The organism is Paraeggerthella hongkongensis (assembly GCF_003726035.1).
Lineage (GTDB): Bacteria > Actinomycetota > Coriobacteriia > Coriobacteriales > Eggerthellaceae > Paraeggerthella > Paraeggerthella hongkongensis.
Window position 1 is genome coordinate 255,761 of sequence record NZ_QICD01000002.1, and the last position, 17,541, is coordinate 273,301.

Here is a 17,541-nt window from a genome sequence, read left to right on the forward strand (position 1 = left end):
CTATCCTCCCTGCACGGCATGCTCGCCCGCGAACATGCGCCTCATCTCGCGCGCGAGCGGGCGATGCGCCGCATCCTCGAGCGCCGGGTCCTCGTCTATGATCGCGGCCGCATCGGCATGCGCCGCCTCGATGATCTTGCCGTCCCGCACCACGTTCACCAGCTTGAGCCCGCTCGCGCCGTGCTGCCGGTTGCCCAGGATATCGCCTTCGCGGCGAAGCGACAAGTCGTAGCTGGCAAGCTCGAAGCCGTCGTCGGTGCGCTCCATTGCCGCCAGGCGCGTGAGCGCTGCGTCCGATTTGGAAGCCGAGATCAAGTGAACCTGCGCCGCAAGGCGGCCGCGCCCCACGCGTCCGCGCAGCTGATGCAACTGCGAAAGGCCGAAGCGATCGGCGTCCTCCACGATCATGATCGTGGCGTTGGGAACGTCCACGCCCACCTCTATGACCGTAGTAGCCACGAGAACCTGCGTCTCCCCTGACCGGAAGCGGTCCATGACGGCCTGCTTCTCCGCAGAGCGCATGCGCCCATGCAAAAGCTCCACGTTCCAGTCGGCGAACACGGTCGCTTGCAAGTAGGTTGCCTCCTTCGCAGCGGCGGCCACGTCGTCTCCGGCCAGGTCGTCGTCGCTTTCGATGCTGATGGCGGCGTACTCGTACGCCTCTTCGTCGGCCTCGCGGCGACGCCCGCCCGCTCCCCCGTCGGATGCTTTCGCGTCCCGCTCCTCGCCGCTCTGCCCGATAAGCGGGCACACCACGTACACCTGCTCGCCGCGCGCCAGCGCTTCGCGCGCGGCGTCGTAAGCGTGGCCGCGATCAGCCTTCTGGTGCACGAACGTGGTTCGCTGCGCCGTGTCGTTCGGCCTGTGCTTGATGTAAGACAGCGTCAGGCCGCCGAACAGCGCCAGCGCAAGGGTGCGCGGGATGGGCGTGGCCGTAAGGAACAAGGCGTCGGGCGCATCGCCTTTCGACAGCAGCTTCGCGCGCTGCTCCACGCCGAAGCGCTGCTGCTCGTCGATCACCGCAAGGCTCAAGCGCTTCGGGGCCACGTCGTCCTCCAAAAGGGCGTGCGTTCCGATGAGCACGTCGAGCAAGCCGTCCGAAAGCCGGTCCAGGATAGCCTCGCGCTCCGCAGCGGACGTCGATCCGGTCAAGACGTCCCACGACACGCCTGCGGCGTCAAGCAAAGGGCCGAGGCTTTTCCCATGCTGGCGGGCAAGCACCTCGGTAGGAGCCATGAGCAGGGCTTGCGCCTGGGTGTCGGCCGCCGCCGCCAGCGCGAACGCGGCCACGACGGTCTTGCCAGTGCCCACGTCGCCCAACAGCATGTGGTTGGCAACCGTCGGCGCGGCCAGCTGCCCCAAGATGTCCGCCTTCGCCTGCTCCTGCTCGGCCGTCAGCTCGAAGGGAAGCGCACCGGCAAGCGCGCGCACGCGAGGGCCGTCCGTCCGATGGCGCACGGCCTCGCGACCGGCGCTGCGCTCGCGGCCCTGGCTCATGAGCATGAGCTCCAAAAGCAGCAGCTCCTCGTAGACCAAGCGGCGCCGCGCCTCGGCAACCTCTTCCATCGAATGGGGAGCATGAATGCTCGACAGCGCAACGCCCCTGCTCATCAAGCGGTACTTCGCTCGGATCTCAAGAGGAAGCGGATCGTACAGGCCCGCGCACGCGTCAAGCGCGTTGCCGACGAGCCGGCGCATCCACGCAGCCGACACCTTCTCGCACGCCGGATGCACGGGAATGATCATGCCCTCCGCCGCATTGGGGCCCTCGAGCACTTCAAGATAGGGATTGGTCATGCGCTTGAAACCGTAGTTGAACTCCAGCTTCCCGGCCACCGCGATCCTCATGCCGGGCTTGACCTGGTCCATGAGCCACGGCTGCCGAAAGCACGTCACCATGAGCAGCCCCGTGGAGTCCACGAGCGAGATCTCCACCAGGGAAAGCCGAGGCTTGGGACGCTTGAGCTTGATCTCGTGGACCGATCCCTCGATGGTGCAGGAGCTGCCGATAACCGCCGAGGCCACCGTCTCTTTGGCGGAAAGGTCGACGTAGCGGCGCGGGAAATGGGTCACCAGATCCCGTACCGTGCGAATGCCGAGCCCCGCCAGCGCCTTGGCGCGACCGGGGCTCACCAAACGGACGCGCTCGACGGATTCGTCGAGCGCGAGAGTGGCTGCAAGTCTGTCGGGCTGGCCGTTACTCAACGGACATCACGATGGGATACAGGGGCTGATCGCCGCGATGGGCGTCGATCTCAAGATCCTCGTGGGCCTCTTCGATGCGCGCCACCAAGGCGTCGAACGCATCGTCGTCGATGTCCTCGCCCGCCAGGATGGTCAGCGTGTCCGCATCGTCGGCGTCCATGACGGTCAGAAGCGCCATGACGACCTCTTCGGTCGAAGAGCCGACGGATTCGATGGAGCCGTCGGCGATGCCGATGACGTCGCCTTCCTTGATGGGGTTGTCATGCGCGTCCTTGGAGTCCTTGATGGCAGTGGTGACCTCGCCGGTCTTCACGTCGGCGTACGCCTCGGTCATGGACTCGACGTTGTCGTCCAGGCTGGCGTCCTCGTCGAAGCCGAACAGAGCTGCGAACGCCTCGGGCACGCTGCGCGTCGGAACCACGGCGCACGGCTTATCGGCCAGCTCGCAGGCGCTCTGGGCAGCCATGATGATGTTCTTGTTGTTCGGCAAGAAGATCACGGCGTCGGCGTTGACCTCGCCCGCGGCGTCCAAAAGGTCCTTCGTCGAAGGGTTCATGGTCTGCCCGCCGGAAACCACCACGTCGACGCCCAAGCTCTTGAGTATCTTCGCGTTGCCCTCGCCCGCGGCAACCGCCACGAAGCCGAGCGGCTTGGAAACGGCGGCTTCCTCGGCGGCCAGCGCGTCGGTGCGCGCGGCGCTCTGAAGCTGCATGTTATGGATATGCACCTCGGAGATCTGGGAATCGTGCGTCAAGAACCAGCCGAGCACCTCGTCGGGACGGTTGGAGTGCACGTGCACCTTGAAGTTGGGGTGCATGCCCACCATGAGGTCGCAATCGCCCATCGTGGGCAGAAACTCGCGCGCAGCGTCCACATCGACCGTATCCGAATGCACCAAGAACTCGGTGCAGTAGCGAAACGCCGAGCCCTCCCAGTCGTTGACCTGCTCGATCTCGACCTTCGGCGCAGCATTGCGGGCGAAGGCCAGCTCGTCGCGCAAAGGGCCCTCCTTGCCGGTCAGCGCGGCCACGAAGGCATCGAAGAAGATGGCCAGGCCGAAGCCGCCAGCGTCCACTACGCCGTTCTCCTTGAGAACGGGAAGCAGATCGGGCGTGCGCTGCACGGAAGCGTAGGCTTCCTCCACCACGGCGGCCAGCGCTTCGTCGCACGAGAGCTTCTTCTTGCGCGCGCGCTTGGCGGCGGAAGCCGAATCCTTCAGCACCGTGAGGATGGTCCCCTCGACCGGCTTGCGCACGGCCTGGAACGCCACTTCCTGGGACTTGGCGAACGCGGCTTCGATGCTGTCGGCATTCAATTCATCGTGCCCGACACTGCCCTCGCACAGACCGCGTAAAATTTGCGAGGTGATGACACCGGAGTTACCGCGAGCGCCCATGAGCGCGCCGGTCGTGATCGCCTTGCGAATTTCCGCGCCGCTAGCCCCGATGGGAAGCGCGGCAAGGTTCTCGACAACCGTCTCGAGCGTCAGCGACATGTTCGTGCCGGTGTCTCCGTCGGGCACGGGAAAGACGTTAAGACGATTGATCTCGTCTTTGCGCTCGCTCAAGGTCTTGCTCGCCGCCGCAATGGCATTGAGCAGGTCGTTCGCGGTATAGGATTCTGACATGGTGGTTCTATTCTCCTTCAAATTGGCCCGCCGCGCGCGTCGTCCTCGCGCTGTGCGCAGCGGTTCGTCAAAGACAGGCGGCGATGCTACTTGCGCACCTTCACGCCCTGCACGTGCACCTCTACCCCGTCGAGCGGGACGCGAGCGTACTCGGTCAAGGCGAACGTTACCTGGTCGATGAGGTTCTGCGACACCGTGTTGATGTTCGTGCCGTACTCGATGACCACGTACAGCTCAACGTGCACGCCGCTGTCGGTCGCGGTCACCACCACGCCGCGACGAAGCCGGGAGGCCGGGAGTATCTTCGCGATGCCGTCGGCAGCAGAGGGCGCAGCCATGCCGACCACGCCGTAGCATTCGAGCGCGGCATTGCCGACCATATCGGCCAAGACATCGTTGGCAACATGGAGGTTGCCAGGTATCGTATCGTTCATGGCGTTCCTTTCCGAGCGCGGACGGACCGCGCGCTGCAAAACCTGCTTCAGCAGTATAGCGCAAGGCCTTGCGCCCGTGCGACGTGCCCAATTGCAACTGAAAGTATATTACACGAAAAATTCTTGTGGCCGTTTGAGTTTATGTGCTATAGTGTGAAGGCTTTTTTGTCATCAACGGCTTGCGCCGACGAGCAACCAACGTACATGGAGTGATGAACGATGTCGAAGATTTGTGAAGTTTGCGGTAAGGCTCCCGTGGCGGGTCGCAGCATTAGCCACTCGCACCGCGTGAGCAATCGCTGGTTCCGTCCGAACGTGCAGAAGATCACGATCAAGGACAACAAGGGCCGCGTCCGCAAGGCCAACGTCTGCACGAAGTGCATGAAGGCCGGCAAGGTCGAGCGCGCGTAAGTTCGCGCTTCGCGCGACCGCTCGTCGCGCATGCATCGAGTAAAAAGCCCGCATCGCTGCGGGCTTTTTCTCGTTGGGCAGCACGCTCGACGGCGGAAGCCCTGGCTTGGATGCGAATCGGAACCGATTTACTCCAAGATGAGCAAACGGCCGCAATGGGGACATGCGGCCATGTTTCCCTGCGCGCGCATGTCGATGAGCCGGCCGTGTTCGATTCCCATGCGGCACGCCCCGCAGTTGGCCCCCTGCAAGCGCGCGACCGCAACGCCCCCTGTACGGGAAAGCGTTTTCGCGTACGCCTCGAACAGTTCCTTCGGCAACGCCGCCGCCAGCGATGCGCGCTCGGCCTCCAACCGGGCAAGACTGTCCTTGAGCGCCCCGCCTTCCTTCACGAACACCTGGGTAGCCGCTGCTTCCTGGGAGTCGATGTCGGCAAGCGCCTTCGCCACCTGGGCTTGCACAGCCTCTATCTTCGCCAGTTCTTCACCTACGGAGGTCAGTTCGCCTTCCAAGAAGTTGCGACGCTTCGCGAAGCCGTTGAGCTCCTTCGTCCGAGCCTCGACGGCACGGTAGTCTCCGCGCGCACCATCGATCTCGCCTTGGACCTTGCTCTGCTTTTCGGCCAAGGACGCATCCTCGTCGGTAATGCGCGCGAGCTTCGCGTCGGCTTCAGCATGAAGCGCCTCGAGCTGCGCGCGCTTCTGGTCGACCGCCTTGCGCTTGGTTCGCGCGTCGAGGATGATGCGACGCTGAGGAAGCTCTTCAAGCTGCTTTCGCGCGCGCATGGCCTCCAAATCGATATGCTGCATTTGGAGCAGCGTTGCAAGATCATCGGTATCTACATGCATGCGTTTCCTTTGTCTGCGTCTCAGCGCCGCGCACGCGACGTTGAGATCATTATACCCGTACCGTTTCAGGGTACGTCCAGTTATCCCGTTGATCGATCATCATCACAAGCTCATCGGGAATACCCGCGCTTTTGACGGCTGCCGCAAGCACCGGCACAAGCGGAAGCTCGCTGGTGTCGTGCCCCAGCTCGATCACGCCCAAGCCCGCTTGGGAAAGATCGAGCGCTTCGTGGTACTTGATCTCGCCGCACACCAAGCAGTCGGCTTGGGCGCGCAACGCCGCGCGGCCCACGTCGCCGGTTGCGCCGGTGCAGGTGACCACGCGATCCAAGTCGCGCGAGAAATCGCCCCATACGCGAGGCGCGCGCGCGAACACCGAAGTACAGCGCGCGGCCAGCTGGCCCAAGGTGAGCGCATCGCCTTCGCCAAACCCGCACACCTGCCCGTATCCCTTGCCCTGGGCTCCGGGGATAGGCAGCAAGACGCGATGGAACACCAGGCTCAACATGCCCGGAAGCACGCAACGGGCGCGCGGGCTTACGTCCAGGGCCGTATGGTAGGACATGATCGCCACGCCGCGCTCCACCGCACGCCACACGCCCGCTCCCGAGCACGCCGCCACCGACGATGCCGGCTTGAAGGAGTCCGGCGGAGCAAGAAACGCTGGATGGTGCGTCACCAGCACGTTCGCTCCGGCGTCGGCCGCAGCGTCGATGGCCGCCACCGTGGGATCGAGGGCAACGGCCACCCCGGCCACCACGCGCGCGGGGTCCCCCACGGTCATGCCGGTGCGGTCCCACGACTCGGCGTCCGCGGGCGGGAACTCGGCAAGAAGGGCGCGCTCGAGCGCGCCGATCGTAAGGGTTGCCACCGGCTTCGAAAGCGGGCCGGACGCACGGCAGGCGAGGCCCTTCTGCTTCTTACCGTCCTTTTGGTTCTTCTTAGCTGCAACCATGACGCTGCTCCTTTGCTCGAATTGCAAGAAACGACTGCATCCAGATTACTCGATGGGTATTTCGCGACGGTCCCCATCGGCTGTCGGCACCGTAACCGTTTTGTAACCGGCTCGAGCCATGAGACGGTACGCCTGCTCGATATCGCGCGCAACGTTTTGGGGCCTGTGCGCGTCGGTGCCAACGGTGCATGGAACGCCGGCGCGGCAAAACGCCTCCAGAAGCGCGGGCGCGGGGAACATCTCCTTGCAGGCGTAGTACGAGCCCGACGTGTTCACCTCGATCATGCGGCCCGACGCCGCGCACGCCTGCGCGGCCTGATCGTAGAGCGGCTGCGGATCGAAGCTGGGGTAGAACCCGAACTTCTTGGCCAGATCAGGGTGGGACATCACGTGAAACGGCATGGTCGACAGCACGGCTTCGCACCAAACCTCGAAGTAGCGGCGCCAGATGGCGTCTGCGCCCACCTCGTCCCATCGACCGCGCTGGGCAGGATCGTCGAACGGCCAGCGGTCCACGAAATGCACCGACCCCAACACCAGGTCGAACGGCGAGAAATCATCTTCGGCAAACACGCGGTCCTCGTCGTCGCCCAGCCAGTCCAGCTCGCAACCCGCGATGATCTCCATCTCCGGATGGGCTGCACGAGCGGCCTCGATGGCGGCCAGGTACTCGCCCACCCGATCGGCGGGCATGGCCAAGTAACTCTGCGGATCGAACGCATCGGTCAGCGGAAAGTGCTCCGTCACGGCGATGGTGGAAATGCCTGCCGCCGCTGCAGCGGACACCAGCTCCTCCACCGTGCCCTCCCCGTGGTTCGTAAAGCACGTATGCGTATGCGTGGTAACGAGTTCCATGCTGTTCACAAGCTCCTTAACGCGATCGGGTTCGAAAACCCGGAGGGTCGTATCAGTTCCAATCCAGGCTTTTGCGCATCGCTTCGACGAATGCGTCGACGTCCGCCTCGGTAGTGTAGCGGCCCATCGACACGCGCAGCGCGCCATGGGCGCGGTCAGCGTCGATTCCCAAAGAGCGCAGCACGTGGCTCGGCTCGAGGGAATGCGACGAACACGCCGAGCCGCCTGACACGCCGAAGCCCTGCATGTCCAAGCGCAGGATAAGGGTTTCGCTCTCAAGCCCGTCTACCAGCACGTGCACGATATTGGGCAGAAACGCGTCGTCGCCCGGCACAACCTGAACCGTAGCGCACACGCCCTCCAGAGCCCCAAGACAAGCGTACAGCTTGTCGCGCAACGCCCGCAAGCGCACCGCCTCGGCCTGCCATTCGGGCTGCACCGCGCGTACGGCCGCGGCGAACCCTGCCGCAGCGGCGACGTTTTGGGTACCGCTGCGCCGACCGCTTTCCTGCCCGCCGCCCATCTGGTAGGGCTCGAACGGCGTGCGGGTTTTCAGGTACAAGGCGCCGATTCCCTTGGGGCCGCCCACCTTGTGCGCGGAAAACGAAGCGGCATCGACGCCCCACGCCTCCAGGTTCACAAACGTCTTGCCAAGCGCCTGCACGGCGTCGGTATGAAAGAGCGCGCCCGCGGCATGCGCGACGCGCGCAAGATCGGCTATCGGCTGGATGCTGCCCACCTCGCTGTTCGCCGCCTGTACCGAAACGAGCACCGTGTCCTGGTCGAGCGCGCGCTCAAGCGCCTCGACTTCGATGAACCCCTGGCGGTTCGGCGCGAGCCTGGTAACGCGAAAGCCCTCCGCCTCCAGGCGCTTTGCCGGAGCCAGAACGGCGTCGTGCTCCACTGCCGTGACGATCACGTGGAGCGCAGCCGATCCCTTGCCCGCGCGCCTGCGCACGCCAGCGGCCGCATGCGCCAGTCCTACGAGAGCGGCGTTGTCCGCTTCCGTAGCGCCCGAGGTGATCACGATCTCGTCAGGTCGGCGCGCACCCAAATCGGCAGCGAGCGACCTGCGCGCGTCCTCGAGAGCCTTGAACGCCGCCCGCCCGGGAGCATGGAGCGAGTTGGCGTTGCCTCCCACGGAAAGGTTGGCGCGTCCGGGAACCTGGTAAGGAGCCATGGCAGCCGCAGCCTCTTCGCACAGGGGCGCCGTAGCCGCATAGTCCAGGTACACGTAGTCTTCGGGCACCGAGCGCATGAACCTACGCCTCCTTCGCGGCAAGGGCGGCCGCGCGCGCCTCTTCGGCGACGGCAGTAATATCGGCGATGGCCTGCGCGGGATTCTCGGCCCCGCACACGGCGTTGCCGCATACCAAGACGTCGGCGCCGGCCGCCGACACCAGCGGAGCCGTCGTCAAACCTATTCCGCCGTCCACCTGCACAAGCGGAGAAACGCCCAGCGCACGCGCCATCTCCACCACGCGCTCGACCTTTTTTTCGCTGCCTTCGATGTAGCTCTGGCCTGAAAAGCCCGGTTCTACGCTCATGATGAGGACCATGTCCAGATCGGCGAGAACCGGAGCCAGCGCGCCGGTCGGCGTGTTCGGCTTCAAGCTGACCGCAGCCTTCGCGCCGCCCGCATGGATGGCCGCTACAGCGCGCGACAGCTCGTCGGCCCCCAGCGCCTCAGCGTGGACGGTCACGATGTCCGCGCCCGCGTCGAGGAACCACGGCAGCTGCTCAAGCGGGTTCGAGATCATGAGGTGAACGTCCAACGGAAGCTCGGTCGCGCGCTTGAGCTGTTTGAGCACGGGCACTCCCATGGTCAGGTTCGGGACGAAATGCCCGTCCATGACGTCTACGTGCACGTACCCCGCGCCGGCTTTCTCCAAGAGCGCCACATCGCGCCCCAAGTTCATGAAATCGGCTGATAGGATGGACGGTGCAATCTTCACCGGTTCGAACATGGCTGCGTTCCTTCCTCGTCGCTTGCTGCCGTCATTCTAGCGCAACAGACGTGCGCACGCTTGCGACCGACGCGCGGCAGGCGAAAAACAACACGCAGCCGCAAGCAGCACCGACCTCTTTCGCGACTCCTTGGTTGCCGAACCGTAACATCGAGGATCGTCCGAGCCGGACTGCATTATAATGAGGCGAAACCGACCGGAAGAAGGCAAGATGGCTTCAAGCACCGGGATGTACTTCGCGTACCGCACCCCGCACGGACCCATCACCATACGCACGAGCGACCGCGGCGTCACGCACGTGGCCTTCGGCGACATGGCCCTGTCCGGCATTCGCCATCCCAGCCAGCTTGCCACCCGCACGGCCAACGAGCTTCTGGAGTACTTCGCCGGAAAGCGCACCTTCTTCGACATCCCGATCGACGCCGAAGGAAGCGCGTTCCAGCGCGCCGTATGGTCCGAGCTGGCCCGCATTCCGTACGGGGCGTCGCGCACGACGACCGAGGTGGCCACGCTCATGGGCAAGCCGGGCTCCTACCGATCGGTCGGCGCGGCGGTTAAGAAGAACCCGCTTGCCATCTTGGTTCCCGACCACCGCGTGGTGGGAAGCGACGGTCGACCGATCGGCGCCGATGCATCCGCGCGTCTCAAGAGGGCGCTGCTCGACATGGAACGGAAACGCCTGACGTGAGCACGTACGCTTCGAACATCATCTTCGCGGCCACCGCATTCCCGCTGGCCGCCTTCCTGATCACGCTGCCTTACCTTATCTACCAGTACCGACGATTCGGCTCGATTCCCTGGTTGAGGACCCTTGTCGTGTACTCGTTCGCCTTCTACCTGATGTGCGCGTACTTTCTCGTACTGCTCCCGCTGCCGGCCGACCGCTCCGCGGTGGTTCCCTACGCCGCCGCGCCCCAACTGGCTCCCTTCAACTTCCTGCGACAATTCTTGGCGCATGCCGCGTTCTCCCCCGCCGACCCGGCCTCATGGATCTCCGCGATACACAGCCCTTACATCTACGAAGCTCTGTTCAACGTTTTGCTGCTGGTACCCCTTGGCATGTACCTGCGCTACTACTTTCGCCGCACGTGGTGGCAGACCCTGCTCATAGGCTTCGCCGTAACGTTGTCGTTCGAGCTTTCGCAGCTCACGGGCCTTTGGGGCCTGTACGAGCACCCGTACCGACTGTTCGACGTGGATGACCTGATCATGAACACGCTGGGCGCCATGACAGGGTTTTGGCTGGTCGGCCCCCTCATGCGCGCGCTGCCCGATATCCGCCTCGTCAACGAGGAGGCGCGCCAAGCCGGACTGCACGCCGGAGCCGTGCGGCGCGCGCTTTCGTTCACGATGGACTTCGCGTTGGCGCTCGTATCGACCTCGGCTTGCATGTTCGCGCTGCGCAGCACGGGCATCCTAGCCGCCACGTTCGCGCCCGGCACAGACGACGGCGTTGCGGCGGCTATCCTGACGTGCGCCTGCCTGGTGGTGTTCGGCGCGATTCCCGTGCTCGCCCACGGCCAGACGCCAGCTCAAAAACTCTTGCGGCTGCGCGTTGTGCGCCCCGACGCCTCCCCCGCCCGCTGGTACCAGTACGCAGCGCGCTACGGCCTGCTGTTTCTGTTCGCAGCTCTTCCGCTGTTCGCGTTGCTGCTGGTCATCGGTGCGGGCGCGTCGCAAGGCGGAGAGGCTGGAGCGGTCGGCAGATTCGTCGCCGCGCAGCGCGGGTACTTCACGGGCGCCTGGGCCGCGCTCATGCTGGCATGGGCGATCTCGCTTGTCATGAGGGCAAGGCACGCCGTGCGCGCAGGCACCCCCTTCGTCATGCTCAACGGGTTGATGAGCAACACGCGCGTCATGACCGAGCAGGGCGTTGAGATCGAGCGCGAGCGGCGGCGCGCGCTGAACGTGGCCGACGTGGCGCGGCTCGAGCAGATGATAGCCGAAGACGGCATGCCCCTTTCCGCGCTCATGGAGCAAGCGGGGATCGCCGTGGCGGAAGCGGTGCGCGATTGGGCGCCCGATCCGGTTCCCGTTGCGATCTTGGCGGGATCGGGCAACAACGGCGGCGACGGATGGGTTGCGGCGCAAGCGCTTGCAGAAGCCGGGTACCCCGTGACGCTGATAGCGCCCGACCTGGCCGAGCGTTTGCATGCCGAGCCTGCGCGAACGGTTGCCATGAGCGTGTTCTCGCAAGCTGCCAAGCAAGGCCTTCCGCTCAGCGTGCTCATCGCGCCCGATGCCGACATCCTGACCGATGCGATCGAGCGGGCGGACGTCGTCGTGGACGCGCTTCTGGGAACCGGGTTCGCGGGAACCGGGGTGCGCGAGCCGTACGCGACGTGGATCAAGGCGGCCAACCGCAAGCGCTTCGAGGGACCGCGCGAACGGGGTCGCGGACGGCATCGCAAGCGCGTCTACGAGCAGGGCGACCATGCCCGGCTGCCCTACAGCCTTCCCGCGAAGGCCAAAGGAGCGCCCTTCGCCGTGTCGATCGACGCCCCAAGCGGCCTATCGGCCCAAACGGGAGCCGCAGCCGCCCCCTGCTTCGCCGCCGACATGACCGTGACCATGCTGGCTTACAAGCCGGGGCTCATCGCGCCCGGAGCTCGGCGATGGACCGGCATCGTCACCCTTGCGAAGCTTGTGGACACGCGTCCTTATCTGGAGAAGCTTCGGTCCCTTGATGCAGAGCCGAAACACGCGCCCCCTACTCTTTAGCTTTCAGGAAGTAGAAGCCGGCCAGCGATCCGTCTTCGAAGAAGCTGACGCGGAACTCGGCGGAACCGTTCTCGTAGGACGCCTGCTCGATAACGGTTGCATACGAGCGGCCCTTGCTCTCGCCGTGCAGAAACGTCTTGTCGCCGTACTCCACGAACGCGCCGTACTCGTCCTGTGCGGCGCTCAGGTTCTGAGAGAGTTGATCGGCCGTCACGCCCGCGTCCTGATAGCGCGCAGCAAGCGCCTCGTAGTCGCGCGCATTGAACTCGTCGACCACTTCATGGGCCCAGACGGTCACGCCCTCCTCGGTCGCCCACGACGGCAGACCCTTCTCGACCTGCGCGTCGGGCTGCGAACATGCCGTAAGCAGCACGCACGTAAGCAGCGCCGCCGCAAGCGTCAACGAAACGACAAGCCGTCCCCGCCCCTTCCTCGATGCACTCATACCAGCCACGTCCTTCCCTGTTTGATTCGCATATAGCGTTCGACCATTATACCGAAAGCCCTCCCAAAGCCCGGCGTGCACGAAAAAGCCCCTCTTCAACCGGGGGAATCGAAGAGGGGCTGCGCAATGCGCACCAAGGAGAAGGGGAAGGTGCGCATGTCCTGCGACCCGTCGCGAAGTTGAGAGAGATGAGGTTCACGCGAGTGACGAAGCGGCGGGTCTCGAATCGGTTGTCAAAGCCTTGCGCGAAGGCGCACAGCAAAGACTACCCTCGATACCAGAAGGGCGCAACGAACTTGGACGTTCGGTGAACCCTTGGTCATCGCTTCGTTAATCAACTGTAGTTTTGATCATGCGACCAAAACTACAGCGCGCTACAACCCGTAGAATTCCGTGGTCAAAGGCCGGTTCGTAAGCGTATGGGCCACGTCGTGGGGGTCGGCTCCTTCCCACACGATGCTGCGCACCACATCGGTGATGGGCAGCTCAACCCGGTACGCGTCGCCGAGCGTTTTGAGGGTCTTGCACGCCAGAGCGCCTTCGGCCACCATGTGCGTCTGCGCGGTGAAGTCGTCGAGCGTGGACCCTTCGGCCAGCAGCTTGCCGAAACGGCGGTTGCGCGAATGCTCGGACGTGCACGTGGCGATCAGGTCGCCCGTGCCCGCCAACCCCATGCACGTGATGGCCTGCCCGCCGCAGCGCACGGTCAAGCGGCTCATCTCCGCCAGGCCGCGCGTCATGAGCATGGCGGCGGTGTTGTCACCGTAGCCCAACCCGTAAGACACGCCCACCGCGATGGCGATGACGTTCTTGAACGCAGCGCACAGCTCCACGCCGCACACGTCGTCGCTCACGTACGTGCGGAAACTCTCCGCAGCGAACAGTTCCTGGAAAAACGAAGCGGTATACTCGTCGGAGCTGGCGATGACCGTGCCGGAGGGGATGCCCTTGATAACCTCTTCGGCATGGTTCGGACCCGAAAGAACGGCCAAGCGGCCGGCGTTTCCCATTTCGGCCTCGAACACCTCGACGGGAAGCAGCCCGCTTCCCTCCTCCACGCCTTTCGAGCAGATGATAACGGGGAAGTCGGCATCGACCACGTCGGCGAGCGCACGCGCCACGCCGCGCATGAGGTTCGACGGCGTTACGATGACCGCGGCTTTCGCGCGCAGAAGCGCGTCTTGGTACGACACGGTGGCCACGATGTTCTCGGACAACTCCACGTCGCTCAAGTAGCGAGGATTGCGGTGCTCGGCGTTGATCGCCTGCACCACTTCGGGCTTTCTTGCCCACAATCCCACGTTGTGGCCGTTTTCGGCAAGAACCTGCGCCAGCGCCGTCCCCCACGACCCCGCCCCGATAACCGCGATTTTCACGTAGGACTCCCTTCAAGCTTCCCTGTCGTTCGCAAAGCCGGCAAGAGGCGTCGAAACACCTGAGGCCGCGGAGATGGCAGGACGTTGCGCACTTCCCGTACGCGAGCCATCGGCATCCCCGCGAGATCCGGAGCATCGGCGCTTCGCAGCATCGGCATGTTCCGCCGCTCGGCAGAACGGCAAAACCTTACGCCTTCTTCTTGTCGCCGATGCGGCTTTCCGTCCCCGCGCGCAGGCGCGCGATGTTCTCGCGATGCGCCCACACCACGGTCAACCCGGCTATCGTGCACAAAGCGACCGCAGCCCAATCACCCCAGAAGTAGTACAGGGAGAAGAACGGGCAGGCCGCCGCCGCCGCGATCGAACCGACCGACACGTACTTCGTGGCAACCACCAGCACGATGAAGATGGCAAGCTCGAGCCATGCGCCCACCCAGCCGAACACAACGAACAGGCACCCCACGGCCACCGCGATGCCCTTGCCGCCCTTGAACTTGAGCCAGGGGCTGAAGATATGCCCCCACACGCAACCCAGGAACGCCACGGTCAGCATGGTGTCGTACGACACGAGGGAACCGGGTCCCATGTCGCCCCCCGGCAGCAGGTACCACGAAAACGCCCACGCCAGCACGCCCGACAAAAGGCCCTTGCCGAAATCCAGCACGAACACCGAATAGCCGCCCACCTTGCCCATCGTGCGGATGGCGTTCGTGGTTCCGATGTTGCCGCTGCCGTGCTCGCGGATGTCGGTATGGTAGAACACCTTCGAGATGATCAGCCCGAAGGGAATGGAACCCAGAAGAAACGCCGCGGCGAACAGCGCTCCTGCAACCAGCAAATCCTGCATCGTATGCTTAATCCTTCTTCTTGAATTTGAAACCGACCGGCGTGCCCGTCAGGTCAAAGCTCTCGCGCAAACGGTTTTCGAGGAACCGTTCGTAATTGTCGTTCACGAGATCCGGACGGTTCGCGAAGAACGTGAAGCGCGGCGGACAGGTAGACGTCTGCGTCACGTACTTCATGCGCAGCACCGCCTTGCCGTTGCTCACCGTATGGCCCGTTTCCCGAATGCCCGTAAGCCAGGTATTGAGCTTGTTCGTAGGGATGGTCTGGCTGTAGTTCTCGAACGCGGAATCTATGGCGTCCCAAATACGGTCGACCTTCTTGCCCGTAAGCGCGGAAATGGCGATGACGGGAGCGTAGCCCACGAATCCCAGGCGGTCGGCTATGCGCTCGCGGATCTCGGCCTTGGCCTCGGGACCCTCGACGAGGTCCCACTTGTTGAGGACGATGATCATGGCGCAACCGCGATCCGCCGCGAATCCGGCGACACGCTGGTCCTGATCGGTCAAGCCCAGCGTGGAGTCTATGACCAGAAGCGCCACCTGGGCGCGATCGATAGCGCGCATGGCGCGCACGAACCCGTAGTACTCCACGTCCTCGTCGATCTGGCTCTTGCGGCGCAAGCCCGCCGTATCCACGATGGTGTAGTGCTTGCCCTCGTGCTCGACCAGCGTGTCGATAGCGTCGCGCGTGGTTCCCGCCACGTCGGAGACGATGGAGCGGTCCCCCTTGGTCATCCGGTTCGTCAGCGAGCTCTTGCCCGCATTGGGGCGCCCGATGATAGCCACGTTGATGCCCGGATCGTCCTCGACGTCCGGCACCTCGACCTTGCGCAGCTCTTCCACGATGGCATCCAGCAAATCGCCGGTACCGTGGCCGTGCGTAGCCGAAACGGGCCACGGATCTCCCACTCCCAGCTGGTAGAACTCCCACAGCTCGTCTTCGCTGCCGGGCGTGTCCATCTTGTTCACGGCCAGAAACACCGGCTTGGAGGTTCGGCGCAGAACGCGAGCCACCTCTTCGTCGTCGGCGTTGATGCCGGTCTTGCCGTCGACCAAGAACACGATGACGTCGGCTTCGTTCGCACCGGCGAAGGCCTGGGAGCGAATGGATCCCTGGAAGGCGTCGTCGTCGCCCATCTCGATGCCGCCGGTGTCGATCAGCTTGAAGTCGCACCCGTTCCAGTCGGCTTCGTGATAGGATCGGTCGCGCGTGACGCCGCGCATTTCGTGTACGATGGCCTCGTTGGCCTGGGCTATGCGGTTGACGAAGGTGGACTTGCCGACGTTCGGCCGTCCCACCACCGCCACGATTGGCAAAGGCATGGTGCAACCTTTCAGATTGATTCGTTAGCTTGAAGTCGGCGCGTTTTGCCCGACAAGGTCGGTGATCTCGGAAAGAAAACCCGACGCGTTACAGGATACCACGGCAAGCGGCGCGCCCGCGCGCTTTCCCATATCCTCCAAAGTCATGTCATCGAGGGTCACTCCGTCGTCGTTGAACACGACGCTTGGAACCACGAACAAATCGCCGTCGTCGCACGCCTGGATCGCTGAAGCGATGTCGCACCCGCACAGCAGGCCCGTGACGTCCACGTTGCCCCCGAAGAAGTCGTTTTTCACGAACAGGGGCTCGAACCAGGGCGCGACGGCGCTGCGCGCAGCAAGCGGCCCGAGGAACTCGCGGGTTGCGAAACCGGCGACGTAGCGCACGCGCAGGCCGGCCCGCCCGAGCGCGTCCGCAGCACGAGCCACCGTCCCGTCGCGCTCGGCCCGCTCCCAGTCGTCCACGAACGACCGGATGATGCCCACGCCGTCCTCGAACATGCCGAAATCGCCGTAGTGCTGCGACGGAGGAAGGTTCTGCAGCAGCTCTGATCCGTACGCGTTATGGTAGAACTCGTCGGCGGCGAACGCCCACATGGTGCCGCGTTCGGCAAGCGCGCGCGCCTGGAACGGCACGACCAGGTCCATGACCGCGCGCGACGACACCGGGTCATTGAAGCTGCGGTCGAAGCACGTCTGATGCTTGGTGAACCCGAGGGGCACGATGCAGACGTCCAGAATGCCCGGACGCTCGTACGCCCAGGAAAGCGTGTCCTCCAGCACGGACCCGTCGTTCTGATCGGGCACGAGCACGATTTGCGCATGGAATTCGATGCCCGCCGAAAGCAGGCGCTCGAGCACGTCGATGCCATGTTGCGCATGCTTGCCGATCATGCGACGGCGCACCTGAGGATCGGCGACGTGCAAAGACAGGCGCAGCGGAGAGATACGCTGCTCTACGATACGCGCCTCATCGTCGGACGAGAGATTCGTGAAGGTCACGAACGTGCCCGCGAGGAAGCTCAAACGGAAATCGTCGTCGCGCAGCGTGAGCGACGAGCGCATGTCATCGGGAAGCTGGCGCATGAAGCAGAACGTGCAGGCGTTGCGGCATTGCTTGACGCCGTCGAACACCACGCCTTCGAACTCGAAACCCCAATCCTCCCCCGGGTCGCGCTCGAGCTCCACCTCGCCCGCCTCGCCGTCGAGATCGATGTAACCCAGCTCGATGACGTCGTCGGACGTGAGCCAACGCCAGTCGATCACGTCGCGCACAGGAGCGCCGTTCACGGAGGTCACGTAGCACCCCGGCTCGAAACCGGCGTCGTCGGCCGGGCTTTCGGGCTCCACGGATGCCACCAAGGCGCGCGGAGGATCGCCCTTTCGGCGGCGCTCGTGCGCGGCCGCGGCGCTGAACCCGCGCGCGGCGAACGAAGCGGAGCTTTCCGCCTCGCGCGCGATGTCCTTCGATGGGTACGTGCTCACCTGCCGCCTTCCGTCCGCTTTCTTCGAGCAAGAGTATACGCGAT

Annotated in this window: 16 protein-coding genes; 3 read left to right on the forward strand and 13 right to left on the reverse strand. The window is 64.4% G+C overall.

What is annotated here, in order from left to right; translation table 11 throughout:
- The 3 genes from DMP08_RS02500 to DMP08_RS02510 form a co-directional block, all read right to left on the reverse strand.
- Positions 1-2,205, reverse strand: coding sequence for an ATP-dependent DNA helicase RecG (locus DMP08_RS02500; protein ID WP_123191408.1), 2,205 nt, complete (start codon positions 2,203-2,205; stop codon positions 1-3).
- On the reverse strand, positions 2,198-3,832 hold the full coding sequence (locus tag DMP08_RS02505; RefSeq protein ID WP_123191409.1) for a DAK2 domain-containing protein: 1,635 nt from the start codon (positions 3,830-3,832) through the stop codon (positions 2,198-2,200). The genes DMP08_RS02500 and DMP08_RS02505 overlap by 8 nt, the downstream gene beginning before the upstream one ends.
- Positions 3,833-3,918: 86 nt before the next feature.
- A complete protein-coding gene (locus DMP08_RS02510; RefSeq protein ID WP_123191410.1) occupies positions 3,919-4,266 on the reverse strand; it encodes an Asp23/Gls24 family envelope stress response protein in 348 nt (115 codons plus the stop codon).
- Positions 4,267-4,485: 219 nt separating this feature from the next.
- On the opposite strand from DMP08_RS02510, the gene rpmB reads away from it, so the two are divergent.
- Positions 4,486-4,677, forward strand: a complete 192-nt coding sequence (gene rpmB / locus DMP08_RS02515; RefSeq protein ID WP_114565831.1) for a 50S ribosomal protein L28 — start codon at positions 4,486-4,488, stop codon at positions 4,675-4,677.
- Between the two features lie 128 nt (positions 4,678-4,805).
- On the opposite strand, the gene DMP08_RS02520 is transcribed toward rpmB, so the two are convergent.
- Genes DMP08_RS02520 through rpe form a run of 5 tightly spaced genes read right to left on the reverse strand, consistent with a single transcriptional unit; the run spans position 4,806 to position 9,302 of the window.
- Positions 4,806-5,525: a zinc ribbon domain-containing protein gene (locus DMP08_RS02520; RefSeq protein WP_123191411.1), complete on the reverse strand. Its 720-nt coding sequence runs from the start codon at positions 5,523-5,525 to the stop codon at positions 4,806-4,808.
- 49 nt (positions 5,526-5,574) lie between these two features.
- Entirely contained in the window at positions 5,575-6,480 is a 906-nt protein-coding gene (locus DMP08_RS02525; RefSeq protein ID WP_123191412.1) for a Nif3-like dinuclear metal center hexameric protein, read from the reverse strand.
- A gap of 45 nt (positions 6,481-6,525) precedes the next feature.
- A complete protein-coding gene (locus DMP08_RS02530) occupies positions 6,526-7,335 on the reverse strand; it encodes a histidinol-phosphatase HisJ family protein (protein WP_123191413.1) in 810 nt (269 codons plus the stop codon).
- Positions 7,336-7,387: 52 nt separating this feature from the next.
- Positions 7,388-8,593, reverse strand: coding sequence for a cysteine desulfurase family protein (locus tag DMP08_RS02535; RefSeq protein ID WP_123191414.1), 1,206 nt, complete (start codon positions 8,591-8,593; stop codon positions 7,388-7,390).
- A 4-nt stretch (positions 8,594-8,597) separates the two neighbouring features.
- Positions 8,598-9,302, reverse strand: coding sequence for a ribulose-phosphate 3-epimerase (rpe, locus tag DMP08_RS02540; protein ID WP_123191415.1), 705 nt, complete (start codon positions 9,300-9,302; stop codon positions 8,598-8,600).
- A 211-nt stretch (positions 9,303-9,513) separates the two neighbouring features.
- Here rpe and DMP08_RS02545 point away from each other — a divergent pair, with 211 nt between their 5' ends.
- Positions 9,514-9,990: a methylated-DNA--[protein]-cysteine S-methyltransferase gene (locus tag DMP08_RS02545; protein ID WP_123191416.1), complete on the forward strand. Its 477-nt coding sequence runs from the start codon at positions 9,514-9,516 to the stop codon at positions 9,988-9,990.
- The gene (locus DMP08_RS02550; RefSeq protein ID WP_123191417.1) at positions 9,987-12,023 is read left to right on the forward strand and encodes an NAD(P)H-hydrate epimerase; all 2,037 of its coding nucleotides are present in this window, start codon (positions 9,987-9,989) and stop codon (positions 12,021-12,023) included. The genes DMP08_RS02545 and DMP08_RS02550 overlap by 4 nt, the downstream gene beginning before the upstream one ends.
- On the opposite strand, the gene DMP08_RS02555 is transcribed toward DMP08_RS02550, so the two are convergent.
- From DMP08_RS02555 to DMP08_RS02575, 5 genes are all read right to left on the reverse strand, one after another.
- The gene (locus DMP08_RS02555) at positions 12,013-12,468 is read right to left on the reverse strand and encodes a DUF3887 domain-containing protein (RefSeq protein ID WP_123191418.1); all 456 of its coding nucleotides are present in this window, start codon (positions 12,466-12,468) and stop codon (positions 12,013-12,015) included. The two genes, DMP08_RS02550 and DMP08_RS02555, sit on opposite strands and share 11 nt — an antisense overlap.
- Positions 12,469-12,842: 374 nt before the next feature.
- Positions 12,843-13,844 (reverse strand): NAD(P)H-dependent glycerol-3-phosphate dehydrogenase, encoded by a 1,002-nt coding sequence (locus DMP08_RS02560; protein WP_123191419.1) that lies wholly within the window; start codon positions 13,842-13,844, stop codon positions 12,843-12,845.
- A 187-nt stretch (positions 13,845-14,031) separates the two neighbouring features.
- Positions 14,032-14,691 carry a glycerol-3-phosphate 1-O-acyltransferase PlsY gene (gene plsY, locus DMP08_RS02565; protein WP_123191420.1) on the reverse strand — a complete coding sequence of 220 codons (660 nt, stop codon included), beginning with the start codon at positions 14,689-14,691 and terminating at the stop codon, positions 14,032-14,034.
- Between the two features lie 7 nt (positions 14,692-14,698).
- Positions 14,699-16,012: a ribosome biogenesis GTPase Der gene (gene der, locus DMP08_RS02570; protein WP_114565842.1), complete on the reverse strand. Its 1,314-nt coding sequence runs from the start codon at positions 16,010-16,012 to the stop codon at positions 14,699-14,701.
- A 24-nt stretch (positions 16,013-16,036) separates the two neighbouring features.
- Positions 16,037-17,497 (reverse strand): DUF512 domain-containing protein, encoded by a 1,461-nt coding sequence (locus DMP08_RS02575; RefSeq protein WP_420541182.1) that lies wholly within the window; start codon positions 17,495-17,497, stop codon positions 16,037-16,039.
- Between the last annotated feature and the right edge of the window lie 44 nt (positions 17,498-17,541).

What these genes read in the sequence shown, in the direction of transcription:
- DMP08_RS02535 (WP_123191414.1), bottom strand. Translation starts at nt 8,593, where the DNA reads ATGCGCTCGGTGCCCGAAGACTACGTGTACCTGGACTATGCGGCTACG.
- DMP08_RS02530 (WP_123191413.1), bottom strand. Translation starts at nt 7,335, where the DNA reads ATGGAACTCGTTACCACGCATACGCATACGTGCTTTACGAACCACGGG.
- DMP08_RS02505 (WP_123191409.1), bottom strand. Translation starts at nt 3,832, where the DNA reads ATGTCAGAATCCTATACCGCGAACGACCTGCTCAATGCCATTGCGGCG.
- plsY (WP_123191420.1), bottom strand. Translation starts at nt 14,691, where the DNA reads ATGCAGGATTTGCTGGTTGCAGGAGCGCTGTTCGCCGCGGCGTTTCTT.
- DMP08_RS02520 (WP_123191411.1), bottom strand. Translation starts at nt 5,525, where the DNA reads ATGCATGTAGATACCGATGATCTTGCAACGCTGCTCCAAATGCAGCAT.
- DMP08_RS02555 (WP_123191418.1), bottom strand. Translation starts at nt 12,468, where the DNA reads ATGAGTGCATCGAGGAAGGGGCGGGGACGGCTTGTCGTTTCGTTGACG.
- DMP08_RS02545 (WP_123191416.1), top strand. Translation starts at nt 9,514, where the DNA reads ATGGCTTCAAGCACCGGGATGTACTTCGCGTACCGCACCCCGCACGGA.
- DMP08_RS02510 (WP_123191410.1), bottom strand. Translation starts at nt 4,266, where the DNA reads ATGAACGATACGATACCTGGCAACCTCCATGTTGCCAACGATGTCTTG.
- DMP08_RS02525 (WP_123191412.1), bottom strand. Translation starts at nt 6,480, where the DNA reads ATGGTTGCAGCTAAGAAGAACCAAAAGGACGGTAAGAAGCAGAAGGGC.
- rpe (WP_123191415.1), bottom strand. Translation starts at nt 9,302, where the DNA reads ATGTTCGAACCGGTGAAGATTGCACCGTCCATCCTATCAGCCGATTTC.
- rpmB (WP_114565831.1), top strand. Translation starts at nt 4,486, where the DNA reads ATGTCGAAGATTTGTGAAGTTTGCGGTAAGGCTCCCGTGGCGGGTCGC.
- der (WP_114565842.1), bottom strand. Translation starts at nt 16,012, where the DNA reads ATGCCTTTGCCAATCGTGGCGGTGGTGGGACGGCCGAACGTCGGCAAG.